Annotated in this window: 28 protein-coding genes; 13 read left to right on the top strand and 15 right to left on the bottom strand. The window is 36.2% G+C overall.

Annotation, left to right across the window (positions count from 1 at the left end; translation table 11 throughout):
* On the bottom strand, positions 1-1,032 hold the full coding sequence (locus tag HU137_RS11585; protein ID WP_182044012.1) for a GyrI-like domain-containing protein: 1,032 nt from the start codon (positions 1,030-1,032) through the stop codon (positions 1-3).
* Between the two features lie 102 nt (positions 1,033-1,134).
* Here HU137_RS11585 and HU137_RS11590 point away from each other — a divergent pair, with 102 nt between their 5' ends.
* A complete protein-coding gene (locus HU137_RS11590) occupies positions 1,135-1,728 on the top strand; it encodes a DUF937 domain-containing protein (RefSeq protein ID WP_182044013.1) in 594 nt (197 codons plus the stop codon).
* Between the two features lie 263 nt (positions 1,729-1,991).
* Here HU137_RS11590 and HU137_RS11595 read toward each other — a convergent pair whose 3' ends face one another.
* From HU137_RS11595 to HU137_RS11610, 4 genes are all read right to left on the bottom strand, one after another.
* Positions 1,992-2,582, bottom strand: a complete 591-nt coding sequence (locus tag HU137_RS11595) for an RNA polymerase sigma factor (RefSeq protein WP_182044014.1) — start codon at positions 2,580-2,582, stop codon at positions 1,992-1,994.
* A 172-nt stretch (positions 2,583-2,754) separates the two neighbouring features.
* Positions 2,755-3,759 (bottom strand): type I glyceraldehyde-3-phosphate dehydrogenase, encoded by a 1,005-nt coding sequence (gene gap / locus HU137_RS11600; RefSeq protein ID WP_182044015.1) that lies wholly within the window; start codon positions 3,757-3,759, stop codon positions 2,755-2,757.
* Positions 3,760-3,780: 21 nt separating this feature from the next.
* Complete coding sequence (gene pfkA, locus HU137_RS11605) at positions 3,781-4,767, bottom strand: 6-phosphofructokinase (protein WP_182044016.1); 987 nt, start codon at positions 4,765-4,767, stop codon at positions 3,781-3,783.
* Between the two features lie 80 nt (positions 4,768-4,847).
* Complete coding sequence (locus tag HU137_RS11610) at positions 4,848-5,483, bottom strand: DUF4294 domain-containing protein (RefSeq protein WP_182044017.1); 636 nt, start codon at positions 5,481-5,483, stop codon at positions 4,848-4,850.
* Between the two features lie 57 nt (positions 5,484-5,540).
* Between HU137_RS11610 and HU137_RS11615 the strand changes: the two genes are divergently transcribed.
* Complete coding sequence (locus HU137_RS11615) at positions 5,541-6,626, top strand: M42 family metallopeptidase (protein ID WP_182044018.1); 1,086 nt, start codon at positions 5,541-5,543, stop codon at positions 6,624-6,626.
* A gap of 74 nt (positions 6,627-6,700) precedes the next feature.
* On the opposite strand, the gene HU137_RS11620 is transcribed toward HU137_RS11615, so the two are convergent.
* Complete coding sequence (locus HU137_RS11620) at positions 6,701-8,050, bottom strand: hypothetical protein (protein WP_182044019.1); 1,350 nt, start codon at positions 8,048-8,050, stop codon at positions 6,701-6,703.
* Between the two features lie 230 nt (positions 8,051-8,280).
* On the opposite strand from HU137_RS11620, the gene HU137_RS11625 reads away from it, so the two are divergent.
* Positions 8,281-8,532, top strand: a complete 252-nt coding sequence (locus HU137_RS11625) for a type B 50S ribosomal protein L31 (protein WP_182044020.1) — start codon at positions 8,281-8,283, stop codon at positions 8,530-8,532.
* Between the two features lie 84 nt (positions 8,533-8,616).
* On the opposite strand, the gene HU137_RS11630 is transcribed toward HU137_RS11625, so the two are convergent.
* The 4 genes from HU137_RS11630 to HU137_RS11645 all read right to left on the bottom strand — a co-directional run bounded on the left by HU137_RS11630 (position 8,617) and on the right by HU137_RS11645 (position 12,575).
* Positions 8,617-10,404: an AMP-dependent synthetase/ligase gene (locus HU137_RS11630; protein WP_182044021.1), complete on the bottom strand. Its 1,788-nt coding sequence runs from the start codon at positions 10,402-10,404 to the stop codon at positions 8,617-8,619.
* A 53-nt stretch (positions 10,405-10,457) separates the two neighbouring features.
* Positions 10,458-10,688: a hypothetical protein gene (locus HU137_RS11635; protein WP_182044022.1), complete on the bottom strand. Its 231-nt coding sequence runs from the start codon at positions 10,686-10,688 to the stop codon at positions 10,458-10,460.
* The gene (locus HU137_RS11640) at positions 10,651-12,081 is read right to left on the bottom strand and encodes an MATE family efflux transporter (RefSeq protein WP_317169923.1); all 1,431 of its coding nucleotides are present in this window, start codon (positions 12,079-12,081) and stop codon (positions 10,651-10,653) included. The genes HU137_RS11635 and HU137_RS11640 overlap by 38 nt, the downstream gene beginning before the upstream one ends.
* An 80-nt stretch (positions 12,082-12,161) precedes the next feature.
* On the bottom strand, positions 12,162-12,575 hold the full coding sequence (locus tag HU137_RS11645; RefSeq protein ID WP_182044024.1) for a DUF1573 domain-containing protein: 414 nt from the start codon (positions 12,573-12,575) through the stop codon (positions 12,162-12,164).
* Positions 12,576-12,686: 111 nt separating this feature from the next.
* Between HU137_RS11645 and HU137_RS11650 the strand changes: the two genes are divergently transcribed.
* From HU137_RS11650 to mnhG, 10 genes are all read left to right on the top strand, one after another.
* Positions 12,687-15,305, top strand: coding sequence for a valine--tRNA ligase (locus HU137_RS11650; protein ID WP_182044025.1), 2,619 nt, complete (start codon positions 12,687-12,689; stop codon positions 15,303-15,305).
* A 128-nt stretch (positions 15,306-15,433) separates the two neighbouring features.
* Positions 15,434-16,198: a GLPGLI family protein gene (locus tag HU137_RS11655; RefSeq protein WP_182044026.1), complete on the top strand. Its 765-nt coding sequence runs from the start codon at positions 15,434-15,436 to the stop codon at positions 16,196-16,198.
* Between the two features lie 9 nt (positions 16,199-16,207).
* The gene (locus HU137_RS11660; RefSeq protein WP_182044027.1) at positions 16,208-16,447 is read left to right on the top strand and encodes a hypothetical protein; all 240 of its coding nucleotides are present in this window, start codon (positions 16,208-16,210) and stop codon (positions 16,445-16,447) included.
* A 90-nt stretch (positions 16,448-16,537) separates the two neighbouring features.
* A complete protein-coding gene (mbhE, locus tag HU137_RS11665; RefSeq protein WP_182044028.1) occupies positions 16,538-18,844 on the top strand; it encodes a hydrogen gas-evolving membrane-bound hydrogenase subunit E in 2,307 nt (768 codons plus the stop codon).
* On the top strand, positions 18,828-19,274 hold the full coding sequence (locus tag HU137_RS11670; RefSeq protein ID WP_182044029.1) for a Na+/H+ antiporter subunit B: 447 nt from the start codon (positions 18,828-18,830) through the stop codon (positions 19,272-19,274). The genes mbhE and HU137_RS11670 overlap by 17 nt, the downstream gene beginning before the upstream one ends.
* Positions 19,274-19,627, top strand: a complete 354-nt coding sequence (locus HU137_RS11675; RefSeq protein WP_182044030.1) for a Na+/H+ antiporter subunit C — start codon at positions 19,274-19,276, stop codon at positions 19,625-19,627. Before HU137_RS11670 ends, HU137_RS11675 begins: the two co-directional genes overlap by 1 nt.
* Positions 19,624-21,141, top strand: coding sequence for a proton-conducting transporter transmembrane domain-containing protein (locus HU137_RS11680; protein WP_182044031.1), 1,518 nt, complete (start codon positions 19,624-19,626; stop codon positions 21,139-21,141). The genes HU137_RS11675 and HU137_RS11680 overlap by 4 nt, the downstream gene beginning before the upstream one ends.
* Positions 21,138-21,620 (top strand): Na+/H+ antiporter subunit E, encoded by a 483-nt coding sequence (locus HU137_RS11685; RefSeq protein ID WP_182044032.1) that lies wholly within the window; start codon positions 21,138-21,140, stop codon positions 21,618-21,620. Before HU137_RS11680 ends, HU137_RS11685 begins: the two co-directional genes overlap by 4 nt.
* 1 nt (position 21,621) lies before the next feature.
* Positions 21,622-21,912, top strand: coding sequence for a cation:proton antiporter (locus HU137_RS11690; protein WP_182044033.1), 291 nt, complete (start codon positions 21,622-21,624; stop codon positions 21,910-21,912).
* Positions 21,905-22,294, top strand: coding sequence for a monovalent cation/H(+) antiporter subunit G (gene mnhG, locus HU137_RS11695; RefSeq protein ID WP_182044034.1), 390 nt, complete (start codon positions 21,905-21,907; stop codon positions 22,292-22,294). The genes HU137_RS11690 and mnhG overlap by 8 nt, the downstream gene beginning before the upstream one ends.
* On the opposite strand, the gene HU137_RS11700 is transcribed toward mnhG, so the two are convergent.
* Genes HU137_RS11700 through mtaB form a run of 5 tightly spaced genes read right to left on the bottom strand, consistent with a single transcriptional unit; the run spans position 22,291 to position 25,395 of the window.
* Complete coding sequence (locus HU137_RS11700; protein WP_182044035.1) at positions 22,291-22,950, bottom strand: alpha/beta hydrolase; 660 nt, start codon at positions 22,948-22,950, stop codon at positions 22,291-22,293. The genes mnhG and HU137_RS11700 overlap by 4 nt on opposite strands.
* A complete protein-coding gene (locus HU137_RS11705) occupies positions 22,947-23,291 on the bottom strand; it encodes a HepT-like ribonuclease domain-containing protein (protein WP_182044036.1) in 345 nt (114 codons plus the stop codon). The genes HU137_RS11700 and HU137_RS11705 overlap by 4 nt, the downstream gene beginning before the upstream one ends.
* Entirely contained in the window at positions 23,284-23,583 is a 300-nt protein-coding gene (locus tag HU137_RS11710; RefSeq protein ID WP_182044037.1) for a nucleotidyltransferase family protein, read from the bottom strand. The genes HU137_RS11705 and HU137_RS11710 overlap by 8 nt, the downstream gene beginning before the upstream one ends.
* Positions 23,584-23,615: 32 nt before the next feature.
* Positions 23,616-24,053 carry a PH domain-containing protein gene (locus tag HU137_RS11715; RefSeq protein WP_182044038.1) on the bottom strand — a complete coding sequence of 146 codons (438 nt, stop codon included), beginning with the start codon at positions 24,051-24,053 and terminating at the stop codon, positions 23,616-23,618.
* Position 24,054: 1 nt separating this feature from the next.
* A complete protein-coding gene (gene mtaB, locus HU137_RS11720; RefSeq protein WP_182044039.1) occupies positions 24,055-25,395 on the bottom strand; it encodes a tRNA (N(6)-L-threonylcarbamoyladenosine(37)-C(2))-methylthiotransferase MtaB in 1,341 nt (446 codons plus the stop codon).
* Positions 25,396-25,445 lie beyond the last annotated feature (50 nt).

A 25,445-nucleotide genomic window follows, 5' to 3' on the forward strand; every position in this document is an offset into this window, starting at 1 on the left:
CTATTTTTTAATCGGGATATAAATTTTGGTTAGAAGTTCTTCCGGTTTTGGAGTGGATTTCGGGTCATTTTGAAATACTTCCCAGTGGGAATTTTCTAATTTTAAATTGTTCTTTTTAGCGAAATCTTTCATTTTTGATATTGATTCTTGAATGGTAGTATGATTTCCTTTATGGATACAAACGAGCGTTTCAGTTGCGGGAAGTGCCATTAACTCCATTCCTTCTCCCAATTTTACAGATTCTGAAATGGGAAAACCAGAATAAAATTTAGCTTTTTTAGCAGCCAGATCGACATATTCAAAATAGGTTACAGGAGATCCGATTTTGGTAGGAGAGATTTTTAAAAAATCGACGAGATAACTATAAATTAGACCAAAAGATTCTTCTGAAGCTGTTTCCATTTCTTCTTTTTCCAGAGAAGTTTCATTCATGACAGTGATCAATTTTTGACCTTCAAAAATTTCGGTTTTAATCATTCCCGGAGCAAGTGAAATGGCTTGTTCTGGAGTGAGTGCCGAGCTTTTTAAGTTGGCTTCTAATTTGGATAAACCCAATTGGAGTTTCTCTGTTAATTTTTTAGAAGTAAAATAACTGTAATATCTGGAGAAATAGCCAATTTCCTCTGTAATGATACTCCATTTTACTTTGGTTTTATTTGGAGTAGATGATTGGAAGTTAACTTTCATTTCGGCATTTTCACCTAAATTCAATCCGTTCAACGCATAGATTATGGTTTTGTTGATGTCGGATTTGTTGATGGTAATTTCAGCTTCTGAATCGATTGATTTCCATTTGTATCCAGCACCCATTCCTCTATAAGGAGCAAAGAATTCCTGAGTGGTAAGTGAATCGCTGGAAGACCAAGGATCCCATTCAGAAAATTCTTTTAAATTGTTGAATTCTTCAAAAATAATTCCGGGAGGAGAATCAAACTCTTTTTCAACTTCAGCATTGAGTTGTTTGGGAAGAAAAAGAGGAAGCAATAAGATGCCGATTACCAACAAGATAAGGATTTGTGTAAATCTTCTCATAATTTAAGTGTTTAGCCTACAAAATTAGAAATTTCAAATAGGATTCATAATATTATTTGAATTTTAGTTTTATATTTGAGTTTAACCAAATTTAAGGAAAAAATGGATATTTCGAGTTTATTACAGGGGGTTATGGGCCAACAAATGGTGAGCGGTGTCGTTAACCAATTAGGAATAGAAAACGAACAGGCTAAGATGGCAATTTCGGCCGCAGTTCCATTGCTTTTGACAGCTTTAAATAAAAATGCCAACAGTGGAGATGCGCAAAATATAGCCAATGCACTTGAAAGGGATCATGATGGAAGTATTCTGGATAATTTGGGCGGATTTTTGCAAGGCGGCAATTTTTCAGATGGTGCAAATATTTTAAATCATGTTTTGGGAGGAAAACAAGCACAGGTTGAGAATGCAATCGGGAAAACTTCTGGACTAAATTCCGGACAAATCGCTCAAATTTTGGCTATGCTTGCGCCGATAGTTATGGGATATTTGGGTAAAGAGAAAAGCCAAAATGGATTGGATGCTGGTGGACTTTCATCTTTATTAGGTGGTTTGGTTGGAGGAGCTTCTCAAACGAACCAACGAGAAATGGGCACCATCGAAAGACTTTTGGATCAAGATGGAGATGGCGATGCCATGGATGATGTAGTGGATTTAGGAAGTAAATTACTTGGCGGATTTTTCGGAAAAAACTAATTTTAAAGAAACGTAAATAAAAAGGGGAAGCTTTTTGCTTCCCCTTTTTTTAATTCTTGATAAGGATTATTTTCTTATTCAAGATTCCACTTCTAATAACTGATAATGTTTTTGAAAAATTTAAAATATTTTGAACCGTTTCCGGTTTTGGTGATAATTGCTCACCGATAAAAGAGTAATTTTGCTTCATTTACATTGATTTTGAGTTCTATACTTTTAACGTATACCCACTCAAATTATTGTCTTAAACAAGCGATGAAGAGTTAAACTAATGTTAAAGTTAGTTTTTTTTCTTCTATCAGTTTTCTTAAGTTTATCAGTGCATATCTCATTCTTCCCAGAGCTGTATTGATGCTCACATCCGTTTCCTCAGCAATTTCTTTAAAACTAAGACCTTTGAAGATCCTTAGTTCCAATACATCTTTTTGATCTTCCGGTAAAAATTCAATGATATGACGCAAATCGTTTTCGATTTGGGTTTTAATTATTTTGGTTTCAGAGCAATCTTCCGGATCGGCTAAAAAGTCAAAAATGCTAAAATCCTCATCTACAAATGTTTCGCCGATGATAGGCATTCTGGATTTTGAACGAAAATAGTCGATAGTGAGGTTATGTGCAATACGCATCACCCAAGGTAAAAATTTTCCTTCTTCGCTGTATTTTCCTTCTTTTAAAGTCAAAATAACTTTTACAAAAGTGTCTTGAAAAATGTCTTCTGCTATGTTTTTGTCTAAAACTTTGGAGAAAATAAAACCATATACTTTATTCTTATATCGTTCTATCAACTCTGCCAATGCGGATTCGTTTCCAAGTATGTACGAATCTACTAATTGAGAATCATCAATGAATTCCATATTCTTCTTCTTTAGTCTTCAAATGTTAAAAAGATAGAATATATAATCTATAAGCAGATGTTTTTAAGTGTTATGATAAACAAAGATATAAAATTTTCTTAAAAAATGATTTTTTTCATAAAAAAAGCTGCTTTTTAACAAAGCAGCTTAAAATATTTTTGAAAAAATAGAGTTACAAAGAAGCTGAATGAATCAACATATCTGCCAATTTATTAGAATATCCCATTTCATTATCGTACCATGAAACCAATTTTACAAAGTTTGGAGAAAGCATAATTCCTGCATCTTTATCAAAAATGGAAGTTCTTTTATCTCCTACGAAATCTTGAGAAACAACTAAATCTTCAGTGTAACCTAGTATACCTTTTAACTCTCCTTCAGAAGCATTTTTCATAGCAGCGCAAATTTCTTCATAGGAAGCAGACTTTTCCAATCTTACTGTTAAATCTACAACTGAAACATCAGCATTTGGTACACGGAAAGCCATTCCGGTTAATTTTCCGTTCAAAGAAGGGATTACTTTTCCTACCGCTTTTGCAGCACCGGTTGAAGATGGAATGATATTTAACAAAGCAGAACGTCCACCTCTCCAATCTTTGGCAGATGGTCCATCAACTGTTCTTTGGGTCGCAGTAGTAGCATGGACAGTGGTCATCAATCCTTCCAAAATACCAAAATTATCATGAACAACCTTAGCCAATGGAGCCAAACAGTTTGTCGTACATGAAGCATTGGAAAGAATTTGAACATCAGCGGTCAATTCTTTATGGTTTACACCCATTACAAACATAGGTGTATCATCTTTTGAAGGAGCGGAAAGGATGACTTTTTTTGCGCCAGCATTGATATGCGCCTGTGCTGTTTCTTTTGTTAAAAATAAACCAGTTGATTCTACGATATATTCGGCCCCAATTTCATTCCATTTCAAATTGTTTGGATCTCTTTCAGAAGTAACTCGGATAGTTTTTCCATTAACGACCAAATTATTTCCTTCTACTTTTACTTCTCCTTTGAATCGTCCATGAACAGAATCATATTTGATCATGTATGCCATATAATGCGCATCGATCAAATCATTTATTCCAACGACTTCTACATTTTCTCTTTCTAAAAGAGCACCGAATACAAGACTTCCAATTCGACCAAAACCGTTGATTCCTACTTTGATTGTTGACATTTCGTTTGTTTTTAAATGTTATTAAATAGCTAAAATTTTAGCGACTTTTATTAATTCTTTATCTATTTCATTGTGTTTTTTGATGGCTTCGGCTATGGGAGTGAAAACAATCTTATTGGACCGTATCCCTGCCATCACATCTGATTTTCCATCTAGCAATCCCTCAACTGCAGCTACGCCTAAACGACTTGCCAAAACCCTGTCCATGCAACTTGGATTTCCACCTCTTTGTATATGACCCAACACCGTAACTCTGACATCATAATCTGGAAATCTCATTTCTGTAGCTTTTGCCAAATCATAAACATTTCCTAATTCTTCTCCTTCGGCAACTACTATGATACTTGAATTTTTATTGGACTGTTGAGAATGCTGGAGCGAACCAAACAGATCATCTAAACTATCTTTCTTTTCCGGAATCAAAATATCTTGAGCTCCTGAAGCAATTCCACTGTTTAAAGCAATAAATCCGGCATCACGCCCCATTACTTCTACGAAAAATACCCGATTATGCGAAGTCGCAGAATCACGGATTCTATCGATGGCTTCTATAACCGTATTCAGCGCGGTATCATATCCGATGGTAAAGTCCGTTCCAAAAATATCATTGTCAATCGTCCCCGGAACTCCAATAAACGGAATTCCAAATTCCTTAAAGAAAACATTTCCACCTGTAAATGAACCATCTCCACCTATGATGATCAATGCATCCAATTCATTTTTCTTTAAATTCTCAAATGCTTTTGCACGTCCTTCTTTGGTTCGGAATTCTTCTGATCGGGCGGTTTGTAAAAATGTTCCACCTCTGTTGATGATGTGTTTTACAGATCTAGCGCCCAATTCGGACATTTGATTATGGATCAACCCTTCATAACCCATTTTGATCCCCACACATTTGATTTGGTAGTATGCGCACGCACGAGCGACAGCTCTGATCGCTGTATTCATACCCGGAGAATCACCTCCAGATGTCATGACGCCAATTTTTTTCAAGGTAGTTTTTGCCACTCTTTTATTACATATTTAAGAAATGCAAATATAAGGAATTGGAGAGTGAATCTAAAACAAATTTCATGGAAAGATTTCCATCAGTCCGAATCTTTAATCCGCTCAAGTCTGCCTGATCTAAAGTCTTTCTCCAATATCACTTGAATGTATAAATCTTCTCTGGTTTTATGAGGGTCAAATTTAGATTTTAAATCCAGATCAAAAGCTCCTCCCGCTGAATTCCAAAGGAAAGCGTTCAGTCCACCTCTTAATTCTTTGATGATTTCAAATGAAGTACGATCCGTTTCTTTATGGATCAATTTGATGAGAATTTGTCCGCGTGAAAGCGATAAATCTTTTAGTTTATTTTCAAATTGATCAGCCAAAACACCTTGGCGTTCCTTGATGTATTGACGTTTTTCTCTTTTGCTGAAATATTGTGAAGTATCCTGAATCGCATTGTATTCTTCTACCGCAACTTTGACATAAGGCCAAACATCTCTGACTCTTTTACGAAGCCATAGATAATATTTTTTCTCCATTTCATTTTCCAGATGCAAATGCATCATTTCGGCATTTTCCAACTGAATGGTGTCAAAAATAGCCAAATCTTCAGGTGATATGGAGTCCATTTCTGCTAAATCTTTTGTGAGAGGTGAATTTTCTTTGGAAGACAACTCTTGTCCCAATAAAAATGAATTCAAAACAACTGTAAGTATAAATAGCTTCCAATACATAAGCCACCGATAGCAAATATTGTTCCTAAATCCTTACATTTGTTAAAAATTTAAGAAATGCCAAAATCAAAATTCTTTTCCAAAAATTCAATGAACTTCCTTGAAAATTACCTCAATACCAGTTCTCCTACAGGTTATGAATCTGAAGGTCAGAAGGTTTGGGTGGATTATGTGAAGCCATATGTTGATGAAATCAGATCAGATAATTATGGAACTGCTTATGGAATCATCAATCCTGATGCGAAGTATAAAGTGATTTTGGAGGCACATGCTGATGAAATTTCTTGGTATGTGAATTATATTTCTTCAGACGGAATGATTTACGTCATCCGAAATGGAGGGTCAGATGCAGTGATTGCACCTTCAAAAAGGGTGAATATCCATACGAAAAACGGAATTGTAAAAGGTGTTTTTGGTTGGCCGGCGATTCATGTACGGGTAGGTGATAAGGATGAGTTGCCTAAAATTGATACGATTTGGATTGATTGTGGCGTAAGTTCAAAAGAAGAAGTAGAAAAATTGGGAATTCATGTGGGTTGTGTGATTACTTATCCAGATGAATTCATGGTTTTAAATGAAAATTATTTTGTTTGCAGAGCTTTGGATAATCGGGTAGGTGGATTTATGATTGCGGAGGTCGCCAGATTGCTTTTTGAAAACAAAGACAAAATTGATTTCGGCGTATATTTCACCAATTCCGTTCAAGAAGAAGTCGGGCTTCGCGGTGCGGAAATGATCACCAAAACCATTCGGCCAGATGTCGCCATCGTCACTGATGTGACGCATGATACTTCTACACCGAAAATGAATAAAATGAAAGAAGGCGAAATAAAATGCGGCGATGGCCCCGTTGTTTTTTATGCGCCGGCTGTGCAAAATAATTTGCGTGATTTGATCATCGATGCTGCAGACAAGAAAAAAATTCCTTTTCAGCGAGCTGCAAGTAGCCGTGTTACCGGAACGGATACAGATGCTTTTGCGTATAGTAACGGTGGAGTACCTTCGGCATTGATCTCATTACCATTGCGTTATATGCATACCACGGTGGAGATGGTGCATAAAAATGATGTGGAAAATACGATCAAATTGATGTATGAAACAGTAAAGAAAATTAAAAACAATCAGGATTTTAAGTATTTCTAATTCGAAATTCGATGAAATAGAAAAGCGCAAACTTTAGTAGAATTTGCGCTTTTTATTTATGTGAAAATCTAAATTTAGTCTAAAGTTTCAGGATCAACTAAAACTTGGTAAGCTCCTGGCGTAAGGTTATTTAGATTGTCTGTTCTTGAGATATTTAAAATATCGCTGTTTGTTTCAGTGTTTAAATTGGAAGCACTCGCATGTCCAGGAATTTCTGAATCCTCTTTTTGCAATAAACGCAGATCATTGGCACCGAAACCTGAATTGACAAACATAGGATCTTCATCTAAACCATTGGTGGAATTGTTTGGTGCGGTTCCTCTGATGATGTTGGAATTAAAATTAAGATTTCCGCTGGCATCTTCAAGATAGATGGCATCCATGGCTCTTCCATAAAAAATTGAATTATAGAAACCGCCTGAATTTGAACCTTTTACCCATAAACTTACATTGTCGCCAGCACCTTGACCGATGTTATGGAAATTGGCAATGGTACAATGTCTGAAATCATAATTTCCTCCTTCAATTTTGATGGAAGCTTGGTTGCTATTGTTTACAACTAAATTATTTCCATTTATGTTGGATAAATTTCCATGGCTATAAATTCCAAACTCTTCGTTGTTCAATACAAAAGAATTCTTAATGTCCAAATCAGCATTTTCAACTTCCAATCCACGGTTTCCACCTTTTATGATGGCATATTCTATAGAAGAATTACTATTTGGTTTTAAATGAATTTTTCCCCAAGTATTGGGAATAGAGTCAGATCTATCATCCATTCTATCGGTTCTGAAAATGACTTTATTATCTAAATTACCAACGACATTCAGACTTCCATTGATGGTCAAATTGGCTGCATTGTGAAAATACACTTTGGTTCCCGGGCCAATGTTCAAGTTTTCGGCAGTTTGATTTCCAAATATCACATGAGACCATTCGCTGTCCCAATTTTGACTTCCGATCGGTTGGTCTTCGGTATGGAAAATCGCTTTTTCCAAATAGGAGAGGAGTTTCACGTGCTGATTGGCATTGGTGGTTTCGAAATTGATTTCGTCTTCATATAAAGAATTGTTGATAACTTCTCCAGCTCCAATTTCGACAAAAATGAAAATACTATCGTCTTTGCGAACCGCAATATTTTCAAAATCATATCCGGCCATACCATCGACATTGATTTTGAAAAGTGAACTTTCACCATTGGTCAAATAAATTCTGGGAATTACCACATCTTTATCTTGGTTGTTGTGAATGGTCAATTTATAGGTTTGGGAATTGGTATGATTGAAAATCGTGTCAAGATTCAAAGTATCTGTCGAAAATGATAGGTTATCCGAAGCAGCATCAAAATCAAAATCATCACGACAAGAAGAAATGCCTACGATCAGGGCGATGATACTGAATACAATCAGGTTGCGGGTTTTCATAAAATATATTTATTGTGGAAACAAAACTAATTAAATCTGTCCAATGTACAAAGTAGAACGTTTATTCCTTATTTTTTATTGAATTACAGCCAAATAAAAGTATGAAATAATTTTTCTTAAAATATTTTTTGTTTAGTAAAAAGCATTATCTTTGCACACTCAAAATAATAAAGTTAATTGCAATGGAAACGGAAGGAAGTGGAAATTGCTGATATAAAAAATAAAAAGCTATGAAAAAAGGCATTCATCCAGAAAATTACCGTTTAGTAGTATTTAAAGACATGAGTAACGATGAAACTTTCATCACTCGTTCTGCTGCTGAAACTAGAGATACAATCGAAGTAGACGGTGTAGAATATCCATTGGTAAAAATGGAGATTTCAAGTACTTCACATCCATTTTATACTGGTAAAGTGAAATTGGTAGATACCGCAGGACGTATTGATAAATTCAAAAACAAATACGCAAAATTCAACAAGTAAGATTTTAATTTGTTCATAATTTTAAAAATTCCCGAAAGGTAACTTTCGGGATTTTTATTTTGTTATTTTTTCAGGAGAAATTGATCATTCACCTGGAAAATGTCCATAAATCTCTTTGTAAAGATCCTTGTATTTATTTAGGACAATTTTTCTTTTCAATTTTAATGTAGGCGTAAGTTCACCACCGTCTATCGACCATTCGGTTGGAGTCAATCGAAATTGTTTTACTTGTTCCCAGTGACCATAAGATTTATTGTGAGTATCCAATTCTTTTTGAATCAAATCGATTACCTTTTCATTTTTCACCATTTCTTCTTTGGCGCTCGGAACTGAAATACCTTCCGTATTAGCCCAGGTCGCTACATTTTCAAAATTAGGTTGGATCAGGGCGCACGGCATTTTTTCGCCTTCGCCTATAACCATGATTTGTTCGATGTATCGTGATTGTTTGTAATCGTTTTCCATATTTTGCGGTGCGATGTATTTTCCACCTGAAGTTTTGAAAATTTCTTTTTTACGGTCGGTAATTTTTAAATTTCCATTGATCAATTCTCCGATATCACCCGTTTTAAAATATCCGTCCGGTGTAATCACATCGGCTGTCATTTCCGGATTATTATAATAGCCCATCATCACATTGGGGCCTTTTACCCAAATTTCACCGTCATCTGCAATTTTAATTTCTACACCATCGATCGGTTTTCCAACCATTCCGATTCCAAATCCGTCTTTAGACATACTGTTTACAGAACAAACCGGTGAAGTTTCTGTCAATCCATATCCTTCTAAAATAGGAATTCCCGCTCCCCAAAACATTCTGTTCAATCGAGGAGAAAGTGCTGCACTTCCAGAAACCATACAAGTCAAATTTCCACCAACTCCTTCACGCCATTTTTTAAATACGATAGCATCTGCAATTTTATGTTTGATTGTCCAGCCCAAACCTTTGCTTTCAAATGGTTGATAATCTTCTACCAATTTCAAAGCCCACATGAAAATTTTGGTTTTGATACCGCCGGCAGCAGCTCCTTTGTCATAGATTTTGGCATAAACTTTCTCTACCAATCTCGGAACCACGGTCATCACATCCGGTTGAACTTCTTTTAAATTGTCTCCTATGGTTTCCATGTTTTCAGCATAATAAATCCCAATTCCATTATAGGTATAAAGATAAATCAGCATGCGTTCAAATATGTGACACAAAGGAAGAAAACTGAGTGCTTTTGGCTTTTCAGAAGGAAATTTAGGAACTCTTGGATTGCTTCCCAGTACGTTGGAAAGAATATTATTATGGCTTAACATCACACCTTTAGGTCTTCCGGTTGTTCCGGAAGTGTATATGATCGTCACCAAATCTTCTGATTTCACTTGTTGTTTTACCGCATCGACTTCATGTTGATTGTCAGCATCTGAACCCAAATCCAAAATTTCATTGATGTTGGGCGCTCCATCTACATTATCAAATGTGTAAACCGAAACCAAAGAAGGTACTTGGTTTTTTATGGAAGTTATTTTTTCATACAGTGCAGCATCTGAAACAAAAGCAAATTTTACTTCTGCATCATTAAAAATATAAGCATAATCACTTTCAGAAATGGTAGGATAAACTGGAATGCTGATGCATCCGATTTGTTGTAATCCAATGTCCAGTAAATTCCATTCGGTACGATTTGTAGTGGAAGCAATCGCAATTTTATCACCATGTTTTACGCCTAAATTTAAAAAACCACGACTGATCGCATTGGCTTTGTTGACATATTCTTGCGTAGAAATCGGAATCCATTCACCATGTCTTTTCATGACGATGCTGTCTGGTCGCGGTGAATTTTTCAGTTGGTAAGCTAAAAAATCAAATAGTCGTGTTATTTTCATAAAAAAGATAAATTCTTTGACAAATTAATAAAAAAAATGGTTACAGAAAATATTTATTCTTCATCGTAGGTATCCATTTCTCTGTCAAAGAAATCAAAAGCCTTTTCCATTAACTCCGCAATTTCGGTTTCCAAATCTACATCCGGCTCTTCTTCAAGTTCATCAAACCATTCGATTTCTTCCGTTTCTACATCGAGCATAAACCTCGGGAAATCAGTGTGAATGATGAAAATTTTATCGGGGAAATCAGAGTTGTCGGCTATCAGAAATTTGGGTGTTTCCATAAATTAATTTTTTGGTTTGTAAATGATAGCGTAAAAGTAATAGAATTGCCGCAATTGTCAAACCTACAAAAAGCGCAATCCACATTCCATAAGCTCTCATCTCGAAATAGATTGCCAATATTACACCCAATGGCATTGCAATCACCCAATAAGCAACAAATGAAATGATCGAAGGAATTTTCACATCCTGCATCCCTCGCAATGAACCAAGCGCGACCAATTGGATGCCATCTGAAAGCTGAAACAAAGAAGCTATGATGAGCAATTGTGCCGCTAAATCAATTACAGGTTGATTGTCCAAATACACAACCGGTAATTCAAAACGGAATACGATCATCAAAATTCCGCATAAAATCATGAAAATGGCGACCATGATGATGGAAGACCATCCGGCTTCCCTTAGTACAGTATAATTTTTTAGTCCCAATTGGTATCCGACTCTTACAGTTGCCGCCACATTTAGTCCCATGCACATCATGAAAGTAGTGGATGCCAAACTGATTGCAATCTGGTGTGCTGCCAAATTGGTTTTGGCCAATTGTAATTCTGCTGCTTCTTGTGAAAACGCATAACCACAAATAAAAGCTGCTGCTGCAAAAGCGCTCACTTCAAAAAATGAAGTTAATGCAGTTGGAATCCCCATGTTGAGGATTTTTTTATAAATGGCCGACTCAAATTTTTTGAATTGAATGACACTTAAATATGCTTTGGTCTTTTTATAACTCCAAAGTACCAAAATCAACGTCAGCATCATGCTGACCCTGGAAAAAAATGTCCCTAAACCGGCTCCTTCGACCTCCAATCTTGGAAATCCCCAATAACCATAAATCCAACCATAATTCAACGCAATGTTTACGATATTTCCTACAATCGTAGCCGCTGTAACAGGCAGGGTAAGCGATAATCCTTCGGAAAATTGTCTGAAAGTTTGAAAAATCATGATTGGAATCATGGACCAAGCCATGATAGAAAGATACGGCATGGTCATATCGATTACATCTTCCGGTTGACCCATATAGTAAAGAATGGGTTTGGCCAATTCTAAAGCGCCCAGTAAGACTATTGCCAAAATCAAATTCAGCACCATGCCATGTGAAAATATCTTTCCGGCACCAACTTTATCCTTTTTTGCATCGGCCGCCGCAACTAACGGTGAAATCGCAAAACTAAATCCAAAGGCAACGACAAGTGCAGTAATAAATACCGCATTTCCAAGTGATACCGCACCCAATGCAGTTTTTCCAAGCGTTTCGTCTACGATATAATCGTATTTCCCTCCCAAACCACCTACCATGATGTTGTCCACCAAATTGACGATGATTTGACCTGCTTGTGTGATCATCACTGGGATAGCCAACGTAAGATTTCGTTTGATATGTTCTTTATAGTTCACGTTGCGATTTCGATTTAAATATAAAAAATCCTCCATCCGCCGAAGCGAAGAAGGATTTCTAATTTAGTAAATTATTCTAATTATTTTTTAGCTCCTGTTGCTGCAGTTGTTGGTGCATTTGGATTGGCTTCTACCACTCCTTTGATTCGGAAAATTTTACGACCTTCCGTAACAGCATTTGAACTGATGGTAACTGTTTTATTGAAAGCACCTGCTTTTGAAGTAGTGGTATACTCAACTGTCATGGGAGCAGATTTGCCCGGAGCAATCGGATCCTTTGGCCATTTTGGAACCGTACATCCACAAGAAGCTTTTGCATCTGAAATGATCAATGGTTTGTCACCTGTATTTTTAATTTGTACAGTTGAAACAGCTTTTCCACCATATTTAATGTTTCCTAAATCTACGTTTGACTCGCTTATTTCAATTTCTTGTGCATTCATTAAGGCAATTCCACCGATAAAAAATGCAGTTGCTAAAAAGATTTTTTTCATATTGAGTGTGTTTTTATTGAACAAATTTAGAAATTAAATTTACAATTAGACTTTACTAATCTTACATTTGCAATTCGTTAACAATTAAATACCGATTAATCTTTTAGTAAAATGGAATTACAAACTAAATACAATCCAAACAGTGTAGAGCAGAAGTGGTACGATTACTGGATGAAAAACGAATATTTTTTCTCCAAACCGGATAATCGCAAGTCTTACACCATCGTAATTCCTCCTCCAAACGTCACTGGTGTACTTCACATGGGACATATGTTGAACAATACGATTCAAGATGTACTCATTCGTCGTGCGCGTATGAAAGGATTCAATGCTTGTTGGGTACCGGGAACAGATCATGCTTCCATAGCCACCGAAGCAAAAGTTGTGGCCAAACTTAAAGAAAAAGGCATTTCCAAATTTGAGATCGGAAGAGAAAAATTCCTTGAACACGCTTGGGAGTGGACACATAAACATGGTGGAATCATTTTGGAACAATTGAAAACGCTCGGTTGTTCTTGCGACTGGAACCGTACCAAATTTACCATGGACGAAGATTTGTCAGAATCAGTCATCAAAGTTTTTGTGGATTTGTACAACAAAGGTTTGATTTATAGAGGTTACCGCATGGTCAATTGGGATCCGGAAGCCCAAACCAATATTTCGGACGAGGAAGTTATTTACCAAGAAAAACAAGGAAAACTCTATTTCTTACGCTACCAAATAGAAGGAAGTGAGGATTCAATTACAGTAGCCACTACACGCCCCGAAACGATTTTTGGTGATACAGCGGTTTGTATCAATCCAAATGATGAACGCTACTCATTCCTAAAGGGAAAAAATGTAATTGTTCCGATTGCAAACCGAGTGATTCCAATTATTGAAGACGAATATGTCAATATCGAATTCGGAACCGGATGTTTGAAGGTAACGCCGGCGCATGATGTGAATGATTATGAATTAGGGAAAAAACATGATTTGGAAATCATCGATGCGATCAATGATGATGCGACTTTGAACCATTTCGCATTGCATTATGAAGGCAAAGACCGATTTAAAGTTCGAAAAGAAATTGAAATAGAATTGGAAGCCAAAGGATTATTGGAAAAAGTTGAAAATCACAATAATAAAGTAGGAACTTCGGAACGAACCGGAGCTGTCATCGAGCCCAAACTTTCGGTTCAATGGTTTTTGAAAATGAAAGAATTGGCAGAACCGGCACTCGAAAATGTGATGAACGATACGATCCAATTCCATCCTGCGAAATTCAAAAACACCTACAAACACTGGATGGAGAATGTCCATGACTGGAATATTTCTCGTCAATTGTGGTGGGGACACCAGATTCCGGCATTTTATTATGGTGATGGTCAAGAAGATTTTGTGGTGGCGTTGAACAAACAGGAAGCACTTGAAATCATCAAAAGAGAACGAAATTTGGTGTTGGCTGATGAAGATTTACGTCAAGATGAAGATGCTTTGGACACTTGGTTTTCTTCATGGTTATGGCCGATTTCGGTTTTCAATGGAATCAACGAACCGGACAACGAAGAAATCAATTATTATTATCCAACTCAGGATTTGGTAACGGCTCCTGAAATCATGTTTTTCTGGGTGGCGCGGATGATCATTGCCGGATACGAATACCGAGGTGAATTGCCGTTTAAAAATGTGTATTACACCGGAATCGTTCGCGACAAACAAGGCCGGAAAATGTCCAAATCTTTGGGGAATTCGCCGGATCCAATCGAATTGATGCAACAGTACGGTGCAGACGGCGTTCGCGTTGGGATGTTGCTATCGTCTCCTGCCGGAAACGATTTGCCGTTTGATGAAGAATTATGTGTCCAAGGACGAAATTTCGCCAATAAAATATGGAATGCATTCCGACTCATCAAAGGTTGGGAAGTGGATGAGTCGCTGGAAGCACCAGCTGAGAACGAATTTGCAATGGAATGGTTTTATTCGAAATTCCATTCGGAACTACAATCCATCGAAGACAATTATGATAAATACCGAATTTCAGATGTTTTGATGTCGGTTTACAAATTGATTTGGGATGATTTCTGTGCTTGGTATTTGGAGGCTGTAAAACCTGAATTTGGAAAACCTATTGACCGTAAAACTTATGATACAACGCTCGAATATTTAGGGAATTGTTTGAAAGTTTTGCATCCTTTCATGCCTTTCTTGACAGAAGAAATTTGGCAATTGATGGCTGAAAGAACGCCGGAAGAAGCCTTAATTGTGGCTGAATATCCGGAACAATTCAACTATTGGCAAGGTGTTTTAAAGCAATTTGAAACCAGTTCTGAAGTAGTCTCCGGTATCCGTGCCATCCGAAACGAAAAGGGAATTTCACCCAAAGAAAATTTGGAATTATTTGCTTCGAATTCGGCGAAAGAAGAATTGAATTCGGAATTAGTAGAAAAATTGGGCAATGTTTCGATTCAATTTTCAGACGAATTTCCGGACAAAGGTTTCACATTTAGAGTGGGAACTTTTGAGTTTTTAGTGCCGGTTTCTGAAAATGTGGATTTGGAAGCGGAAAAAGAAAAATTAGAAAAGGAAAAAGAATATCTGGAAGGATTTCTGAATTCGGTTCGTAAAAAATTGTCCAATGAAAAATTCGTCAGCGGTGCACCAGATGCGGTTGTAGCAGCGGAAAAGAAAAAAGAAGCCGATGCCGTGGAGAAAATTGCACAAATCGAAGAACAGTTGAAAGGGTTTTAAGTTATTTCAAATACTGTAAAACCTAAACCTCAGATGTTTTCAATACATCTGAGGTTTTTAGTTTGTGAGTTTTTTTGACCATACTTCCGAAATCTTAAATAATAATTATATTTAGAAAAAATTAACCAATGAAATCATTTTTAAGCATTTTATTTTTAGTTGTCGCAGTTACTCAGGTTTATACGCAAGATATATTGAATATTGAATATGAAAGCTATTTGAAATTTGATGTTGAAAAACTTCAAATCAGGGTAGAAGGTGCAGGAGTCGATATGAATGAAATTAAAAGAAATGTGGCGCAAAAAATGAAAGAACCTGCCTTTTATAGTTTGATTTTAAACAAAAATGAGTCAGAGTTTAAACATATAGAGAGAATCAGTAATGATCAAACTGATGGTTTCGCAATTAATTTGGCTGTGAGAAGTAACGAAGGTGTTTTGTACAAAGATTTTCAGAATAATTTTTCCTTAAAGGAAATGTCCTTTTTAAATAGCAATTATTTGGTAAAAGATTCCATCAAAAAGTTTGATTGGAAAATCTCCAAAGATTCCAAAGAATTGCTAGGATATGAAGTCCGAAAAGCTGAAGTTGAGATTGATAGCATCACAACGGCGGTTGCTTGGTATGCTCCAAAATTGAATTTTAAAAATGGACCGGATGTTTACGATGGTCTTCCTGGATTGATTTTGGAAATTCAAATCAATAAAGAAAACCCTCATTCAGGTTTGTCAACTCGTTCTTATTCAGCTATTTCTGTTACTGTAGATGAGAAAAATAAGATTTCACTTCCTAAAAAAGGAAAAGAGATCTCCAAAACAGCATTTGAAGAAATGCGAAAAGAACAAATGGAAAAAAGAAAGTCCATGTTTGCAGATGGAGTGGACAAAGATTGATGGTGAGGTATGGATGTGAAATTAATTCATCAAATCGAAGAACAAATCGGCTTGACATTTTATGAAAATGAGTCGGAAGGAAATCTTTGTTTTCTTGAAAATCAATCTGAAATGAAAAACGAATTCAAATCGGGATTTACGCTTTCAGATTTTCGGTATTTTATCGGTTCATTTTCAGATGGGAAGGTTGAGATTCCAAATGATGTTGAAGAATTTTGGGAAAGGGTAGCGATGGGGAAGCTAAAATAATTACTTCAAAATTTTACCAGATTCGTTGTTTTCATACCGTTTTTCTGAATTGGAATCTTTATTTTTACGCATTCAGAAACAAAAACCTATATGTTAATTGTTTTACTGTCCGTTTTTGTCCTTGCTTTTCTGATTTTATTTTCGGGGAAATTCATTCTTCCTAAATATTTTAAAGTTTTTACGGTTTTTCCGTTATTGCTTTTTACTTATTTCAGTTATTATCTGATCAATTTGCAATGGGAACCTGAATTGCTTTTGAAATACAATTGGATTCCAACTTTGGGGATCAATTTGGACTTTAAGATCGACGGACTTTCGGTATTGTTTGCGATGATGATTACCGGAATTGGGAGTTTGATTTATTTTTATTCTTCCAATTATTTAAAAAAAGTCGCTTATCTCAACCGATTTTATGGCTATCTGACACTATTTATGGGTGCGATGCTCGGTTTGGTGCTCTCAGACAACCTCATCACATTGTTTATTTTTTGGGAATTGACGAGCATCAGTTCGTTTTTTTTAATCGGATTTAACAACGAAGAAGAATCCTCTCGAAAAAGTGCGATGACAGCGTTTGCCATTACTGGTTTGGGCGGATTTTTATTGCTTTCCGGATTTTTAATTTTAGGAAATTTAGGCGGAAGTTATTCCATCACTGAATTGTTAAATTCAAAAGAATTGATTCAAAATCACGGAATTTACATTTTGTTGATCACCTTAATTTTTGGTGGAGCCTTCACCAAATCAGCTCAATTCCCTTTTCATTTCTGGCTTCCGGGAGCGATGGCAGCACCGACTCCGGTTTCTGCATATTTGCATTCGGCAACGATGGTAAAAGCGGGAATTTATGTATTGGCGCGATTTACACCGCTTTTGAGCGATGGTTGTTATTGGAACCAAACTTTGATGATCGTCGGTGGAATCACCATGATTTATGGAGCGTTTCACAGTGTTTTTCGAACCGATTTAAAAGCGATTTTGGCTTATTCAACCATTTCCGCATTGGGAATCATCGTATTTCTTTTGGGAATCGGGACTGAATACGCCATTTATGCAGCAGTGACGTTTATCGTGGTGCATGCCTTGTACAAAGCCGCCTTGTTTTTAACAGCCGGAATCATCGATCATGGTGTTCATACGCGAAATATTACGCAAATTTCGGGTTTAGGGAAATACATGCCATTGGTGGGAATTGCAGCGGTGATTGCTGCGCTTTCGAGTGCAGGCGTTCCATTAATGTTTGGGTTCATCAGTAAGGATTTGATTTATGAATCTACTTTAAATTTTGCTCAATGGGGAATTGGTTTGACGGCTTTAGCAGTTGCGACCAATGTTTTTTTGGTTTGCTCCGGATTTTTAGCAGGAATCAAACCTTTCATCGGAAAACCTTCTCATGAAGCTTCAGCAGTACATCGACCCTCATTTTATTTATGGTTTCCGGTTGTGGTTTTGAGTGTTTTGACCTTAATTTTTGGAATGCTACCATTTTTTGTGGATCAAGGAATTTTAAAATATGCATTTGATTCTATTTCGATAGTTGAGACGAATTTGTATTTGAAACTTTGGCATGGATTTAATTTGGTTTTGGGATTATCGGTTTTGACAATTGTTTTGGGAACTTTATTGTTTTTTGCCAATCAATATTTCAATTCGATTTCCAATACTCTAAACAAATTGAATTCGATTTCACCAGAAAATATAAGCCAAAGATTGGGTGAGAGTTTTAGAAATTTCGCATTTATCTACACCAGATTATTGCACAATGGATATTTGCGAAATTATTTAATAGTAATAATAGTATTTATCACATTATTAGTAGGTTATCGATTCTTTTCTACCATTCCGATTCAAGTGATTACAGAAGATTTATCAGGTTTTCGGATATACGAATTGACCGTTTTCATCATCATTCTGATTTCTATTTTTTATATTTTGTTTACGACTTCTCGATTGACGGCAATTGCGAGTTTAGGAATCATAGGATATGGAATTAGTTTGATTTTTGTTTTTTATGGAGCGCCGGATTTGGCGATGACCCAATTTGCCATCGATACGCTAACGGTGGTTTTATTTGTTTTGGTTTTATTCAAATTACCTTCGTTTCTTCCGTTTCGAAATAAAAAAATAATCTTTCGGGATGCGGTGATTTCTTTGAGTTTTGGCGGATTGATCATGTTGATTGCATTGCAATCTTTGATGTATCCGGCGAGTAAAGAAATCAGCAGATTTTATGCAGATAATGCATACACATTGGCCAAAGGAAAGAATGTGGTGAATGTGATTTTGGTTGATTTCAGAGGATTTGATACGTTGATTGAATCCATCGTTTTATCGATTGCAGCGCTTGGGGTTTATGGAATTTTAAAATACAGAGGAATCAATGAAAAAGCAGACTAACAGAAAGAAATCCAAAAAGTTTGATTTGATCATTCTGAAAACGGCGACGAATTATTTGATTCCGTTGTTGTTGCTTTTTTCTGTATTTGTTTTATTGAGAGGACATTATCTTTCAGGCGGTGGATTTGTAGGCGGATTAATTGCTTCGATTGCTTTTGTGTTACATTCATTTGCGCATACGACCAAAGAAACTTTGTCGTTGTTTCGTTTTTCACCAAAAACTTTGATTCCAATAGGATTGAGTATTTCATTGTTAAGTGCATTGTTGCCTGTGTTTATAGGAGCGCCATTTTTTACCGGTTTATGGTTGGAAGAACCGATTGCAGTAATTGGTTCTGTTGGGACGGCTTTGTTTTTTGATATTGGTGTGTACACTGTAGTTGTAGGTGTGACATTGACTATTTTATTTACGATAAAAGATAATGTTTGATGGAGTTATTATTGATTTTATTGGTTGGAATTTTTTATTCGGCAGGCGTATTTTTGATGTTGCGCCGAAGCATGGTGAAATTATTATTGGGACTATTGCTTTTGGGTAACGGAGCCAATATCGTGATTTTTTTAACCGGAGGTTTGACCAAAGGAAAACCGGCGATCATCGACCAAGCGGAAAAACATTTTACGGACGCTTATGCAGATCCGGTTCCACAAGCGTTGATTTTAACAGCGATTGTCATCAGTTTTGCCTTAACTGCATTTGCAATTATTTTATTGAAAAAAGTATACCAAGCGACCGGATCAGATGATTTGGATTCATTAAACATTCAGGATTTAGATATATGATTACCAACTTTATACTCGCTCCGATTTTTGCTCACATGATAACGGCGATTTTACTGTTGTTTTTTTGGCGAAATATCGCGGCGCAAAGGGTAATCAGTGTGGTGGGAAATATCTTGGCATTTTTACTCTGTTTGCGGTTATTTTATGCAACTGATTTATACAATTATTTGATTGTTCAAGTCGGAAGCTGGGAAGCGCCATTTGGGATCATTTTTGTGTCAGATACTTTTAGTTCGATTATGGTTTTGCTTACAGCAATTGTAAGTTTAGCGGTTGGGATTTATTCGACTGCAGCTTTAAATCCAAGTCGAATTAAGTATGGATATTTTGTGATTTTCCATTTTTTGGTGATGGGACTTTTGGGCGCATTTTTGACCGGCGATATTTTCAATTTGTATGTTTGGTTTGAAGTGGTGATTATTTCATCTTTCGTTCTTTTGACTTTGGGTGGAAAGAAAATGCAGATGGAAGGAGCGATCAAATATGTGGCGATGAACATGTTGGCGTCCATCATTTTCCTTACAGCCATCGGGATTTTGTATGGAATTACTGGAACTTTGAACATGGCTGATTTGGCAGTTAAAATTGATGAAATCCAAAACAAAGGATTGGTTTCAGTGACGGCTTTATTATTTTTTGCCGGATTTGGGATTAAATCAGCGGTATTTCCCATGTATTTTTGGTTGCCATCCTCCTATCATACACCACCATCTGCAATAGCTGCCATTTTCGGTGGTTTATTGACGAAAATGGGTGTTTATGCGATGATTAGATCGTTTACTTTGATTTTTCAACCGGATGAATTCACGAAAAATGTATTCATCGTCATTGCGATTTTGACGATGGTAACCGGTGCTTTGGGGACGGTAAACAAGAGAAGCATCAGGCGTTTATTGTCTTATCTGATCGTTTGTCATATCGGCTATTTGATAGCGGGAATTGGAATTTATACCGAAATCGTTTTTGTGGGTGTTATTTTTTATTTGATGCATGATGTGATCGTAAAAAGCAATTTGTTGATGATCACCGGAATCATCCAAAAGATGCGTGGAACGGTGGATATGACCAAATTAGGTGGTTTGTATAAGGATTATCCAAAACTATCTTTGGTCATCGGAATTGCGATGTTTTCTTTAGTTGGAATTCCGCCGTTGTCAGGGTTTTGGCCAAAGATTCAATTTTTTGGTGAATCTTTAAAATCGGGACATTATTTTCTTTTTGGAGCATTTGTTTTGGCGAGTTTTGTGACGCTTTTTGTGATGGCAAAGATGTGGTCTGAAGTTTTTTGGAAGAATTCTCCAACTGAAATTACAGCAGAAATAGATCAATTCAAAGATTTATTATTTGTCAGAAAATTGGCTTTGGTTTTACCGGTAAGCCTTTTGTCTTTGGTATCTTTGTATCTGGGTTTAAATGCCGGAGAAATCTATGAATTGGCACAGGAAACGGCGGCTGAGTTGATGAATCCGCATATGTATATCGACGCAGTTTTAAATGGAAATTACGGGAAATGACAAAGAATTTTTTACTCAATATATTGCTTTCTTTGGTCTGGGTGGCGCTTACCGGTCATTTGAACTATGTCAATTTCATTTTTGGTTTTTTTCTCGGTTTTTTGATTTTATGGGTGCTGAATCGGAAAAGGAATTCTGCAGAAAAAGGCTATTTCTACAAAGTTCCGCGTTTGTTGTTGTTCAGTTTGTTTTATTTGTACGATATTTTTCGTGCCAATTTGGAAGTAGCCAAAGAAATTTTAACACCGAGATTTCAATTAAAACCTGCAGTTGTCGCATTTGAACATCGTTTGAATTCTGATTTTGAAATCACCATGTTTTGTAATCTGATTGCCTTAACACCGGGAACCATGGTGTTGAAAATCAGTGATGATAAAAAACTATTGTACATCCATACCTTTAACATGAAAGATAAAAGTCGTTTTATCGCCAATTTGAGAAATGGTTTGGAGAAAAAATTAATCGAAGTAATCCGTTGATATGTCTGTTCACCAATATTTAATGTACGTCGTGATGCCCATCATCTGTCTGGCATTTTTCCTGATTTTCTTTCGGTTTTTAAAAGGCCCGAAAGTCGTGGACAGAGTAGTGGCGATTGATTTGATCATCACGTCGGGAATAGGATTGATCGGTGTTTTTTGCATTTTGTACAACAATGCTTCGTTTCTGGATGTAGCGATGATTTTGGCGTTGATTGCGTTTTTGAGTACGATTGCTTTTTCGTATTATTTGGACAATGGTGAGAACAATAAACCAAAAAAAGATGAGTGATATTCTGGTGATGGTTTTCTGCACGCTTGGTGCGATTTTTATTCTGATTTCGGCGATTGGGATTTATAGAATGCCTGATTTTTATACGCGACTTTCCGTTACGGTAAAGGCAAGTACGCTCGGTGTCGGATTTATATTAATTGCGGTAGCTTATTATTTTTATGAATTTGCGGTTTCCACCAAGGTTTTTGCTATCATTTTCTTTTTGTTTATCACTTCTCCCGTCGCAGCATTTATGATTTCCAGAACGGCTTATGTGAGCGGAACCAAACTATGGAAAACTACTACGGTCGATGAAGAAACGGAATTGGAAGTGGGAGATGAGGAGTTGGAAGCGAAATTAGAAAAAGAAGAGGAAAAAGAATCAGAAACAAATCGCTAAATATTTCCAATTTCCACCAATTTTTCCTTGATCAACTCATTCAACTTCTTCGCTTTTTGCATCACCATCAGATGGGTTCCTCCATCTATTTCTACTGCGTTTTGGATTTTTGAAAAAGGAAAAACCACATCTTTGTTGCCATGATAATGAACATAATTTTTCATTTCTACGGTATTTTTCCAATTTACGATTTCATTGATCGCCCAATGCAAATATTTCGGATCTCGAAATTCAAAAAACTCATCCAATTCTGGCATTTTGGCATCATAAAATTTACGAATCATGGCATAGGAAACTCTTTTATTGGAATCAAAAAAATGGTTGGGAATCAATTTATGCAATTGCGTATGCGCGGACATTTTCATAAATCCCGGCAATTCATTTCTACTTTTTACCGTAGAAATCAAGATGTTCAATTTCGGATGCAAAAACCGATTCATTTCCTGAACGATGATTCCACCAAATGACAATCCCATCAATACAAAATCTTCGGTTGTGTCAACTTTTTCAGCCATCCTTTCTGCATAATGCGCCAAAGATTCTTTGGGTTCCGGTGTGAGCCAAGGCAGATAAACCACTTCAAATCCTTCCGGAAAATTCATCCATTTAAAAGCTTGATCATTTGCGCCTAGTCCGCTGATTCGGTAGATTTTCATTTATAATTCAATATTTGGTGCAGTTCAGTTTTTAAATGCGGAAGTTCATAGGAAATCACTGCCCAAAGAATTTTAACATCAACTCCAAAATACTCGTGAACAACAAAGTTTCTATAGCTGATCATTCCTTTCCAATCAATTTGCGAATGGGTAATTTTAAAGTCTTCGTTGATTCGTTTTGTAGCTTCTCCGATTAAAATAAAGTTCATTTGAACGGCATCGTAAACCATTTGATTTTGAATCAAATCTTCAATTGAATGAATGCTTATTAGATATTTTTCAATTTGAGAAATGGCATATAAAACTTCTTCAATGTTGGTTTTATCTTTCTCGTTAAGCATATTCCGCTTGCTTTAAAATTTTTGTTTTATAATGAGGTTTGAGGGAGTTTGGATTGGCTAAGTCTATACTTCTTTCAAATAATTTTTCCAAATAGCATTTCAAATCTTCTTTGGTTTTTTTATAGATTTCTAGTGGAGCAACGATTTCAACCAATAAATCAATGTCACTATTTTCATCCGCATTTTCCTGTACAAATGAACCAAACAAACCAATTTCTGTTACGTAAAAGTTTTCACGCAAGAATTTTTTTTCTTTTTTTAATTGATTAATTATTTCATTTTTTGTCAGCATAACACAAATTTACAAAATGAAATTTAAGTTTTTTATTTTCTCGTAATCTTAATTTCAGGATTGATTTTCAGGATTTCTTCGATGAATTTTTTATTGGTTTTGGGTGAAATGTAAATTTCGTCAAACTTATTGTATTTGATGATCAAACCATTCATCGCCGTTGCCGGTTTCCAAAACCCAACCCACATTGTAGTGTTTGAAATGATTTCTTTTATGGAATCGATTTTTATTTTGCCAATAATTGGTCCGTTTTGAATTAAGATTTCATCAGAATTTATTTCATAAAAAGTACCGTAAAATAGCGAAATCATAAAACTTGAAACAGCAGTCAAAAGGATGGTTACAAATATTTTTACCGCCAAACTTTCTGTATCTTCTATCCAAATAAAAGGAATAACTGTCAAAATTAAAAGCAAACAAATCCAATAAGTTACAGTGTTTAAAACGTCTTTTCTGCTTTTAAATTTCATCTTATGCAAAGGAAAAAACTTGTGATTTTCTGATAACATTCACATTTCCATTTTGATTCAGCATCAACAATTCCACCGTTTCGGTTTGGTTAATCAATTCTTCATCAAAATCAGTTTCGACTTTCACATAATTCTCCGTAAATCCGCTGATTTTCCCTTTTTTATTTTCCGATTCCCAAAGCACTTTTTGTGTCGTTCCCAATTGAGATTGATAAAAAGCCATTCGCTTTTTCTCGGAAAGAATTCGCAACATTTTATTGCGTTGTTTACGGATGTTTTGTGGAACAACTCCTTCAAAATCAATTGCTTCTGTATTGTCGCGCTCCGAATACGTAAAAACGTGTAAATAGCTGATCGGAAGTGAATTCAAGAAATTATACGTTTCGAGGAAATGCTCTTCCGTTTCGCCCGGAAATCCTACAATCACATCCACACCGATGCAGGCATGCGGCATGACTTCCCGAACTTTTTCGATGCGTTCTTTGTACAATTTGGTCAAATACCGACGTTTCATTTTCTTTAAAATCGCATCACTTCCGGATTGCAATGGAATATGAAAATGCGGCACAAATCTTTCTGACTTGGAAACAAAATCGATGGTTTCATTTCGAAGTAAATTCGGTTCGATGGATGAAATGCGTATTCGTTCTATATTTTCAACCTTATCCAGTTCCTGAACCAATTCCAGAAAAGTATGTTCGTGTTTTTTATTGCCGAATTCTCCTTTTCCATAATCACCAATATTGACTCCGGTCAAAACGATTTCTTTGATACCTTGCGAAGCAATTTCTCTTGCATTTCGGATGACGTTTTCCATCGTGTCCGAACGGGAAATCCCTCTTGCGAGCGGAATCGTGCAATATGTACATTTATAATCACAGCCGTCCTGCACTTTCAAAAAAGCACGTGTTCTATCGCCAATCGAATAAGAACCTACATAAAAATCGGCATCTTCTATTTCGCAGGAATGAACCACCGTTTCATCCACTTTGTTCAAATCTTCCAAATAGTCAACAATGTTGAATTTTTCCGTCGCACCCAACACCAAATCCACGCCTTCCATTTCGGCGATTTCTTGCGGTTTTAATTGAGCATAACAACCCACAATCACCACAAATCCTTCGGGATTGGCTTTTAATGCATTTTTTACAATTGTTCGGCATTCTTTGTCGGCATTGGCCGTAACCGAACAGGTATTAATCACATAAACATCTGAGGGTTCTGAGAATTCCACGCGCTGATAGCCATTGTCCAAAAGATTTCGGGCAATGGTAGACGTCTCGGAAAAATTCAATTTACATCCGAGTGTGTGAAAAGCGACTGTTTTATTCGTTGAAAACATTTTGCAAAAATACAAAATATTAACCATTGAGCAGTAATAAGAAAGGGTGA

This window comes from Moheibacter lacus (assembly GCF_014042165.1).
Lineage (GTDB): Bacteria > Bacteroidota > Bacteroidia > Flavobacteriales > Weeksellaceae > Moheibacter > Moheibacter lacus.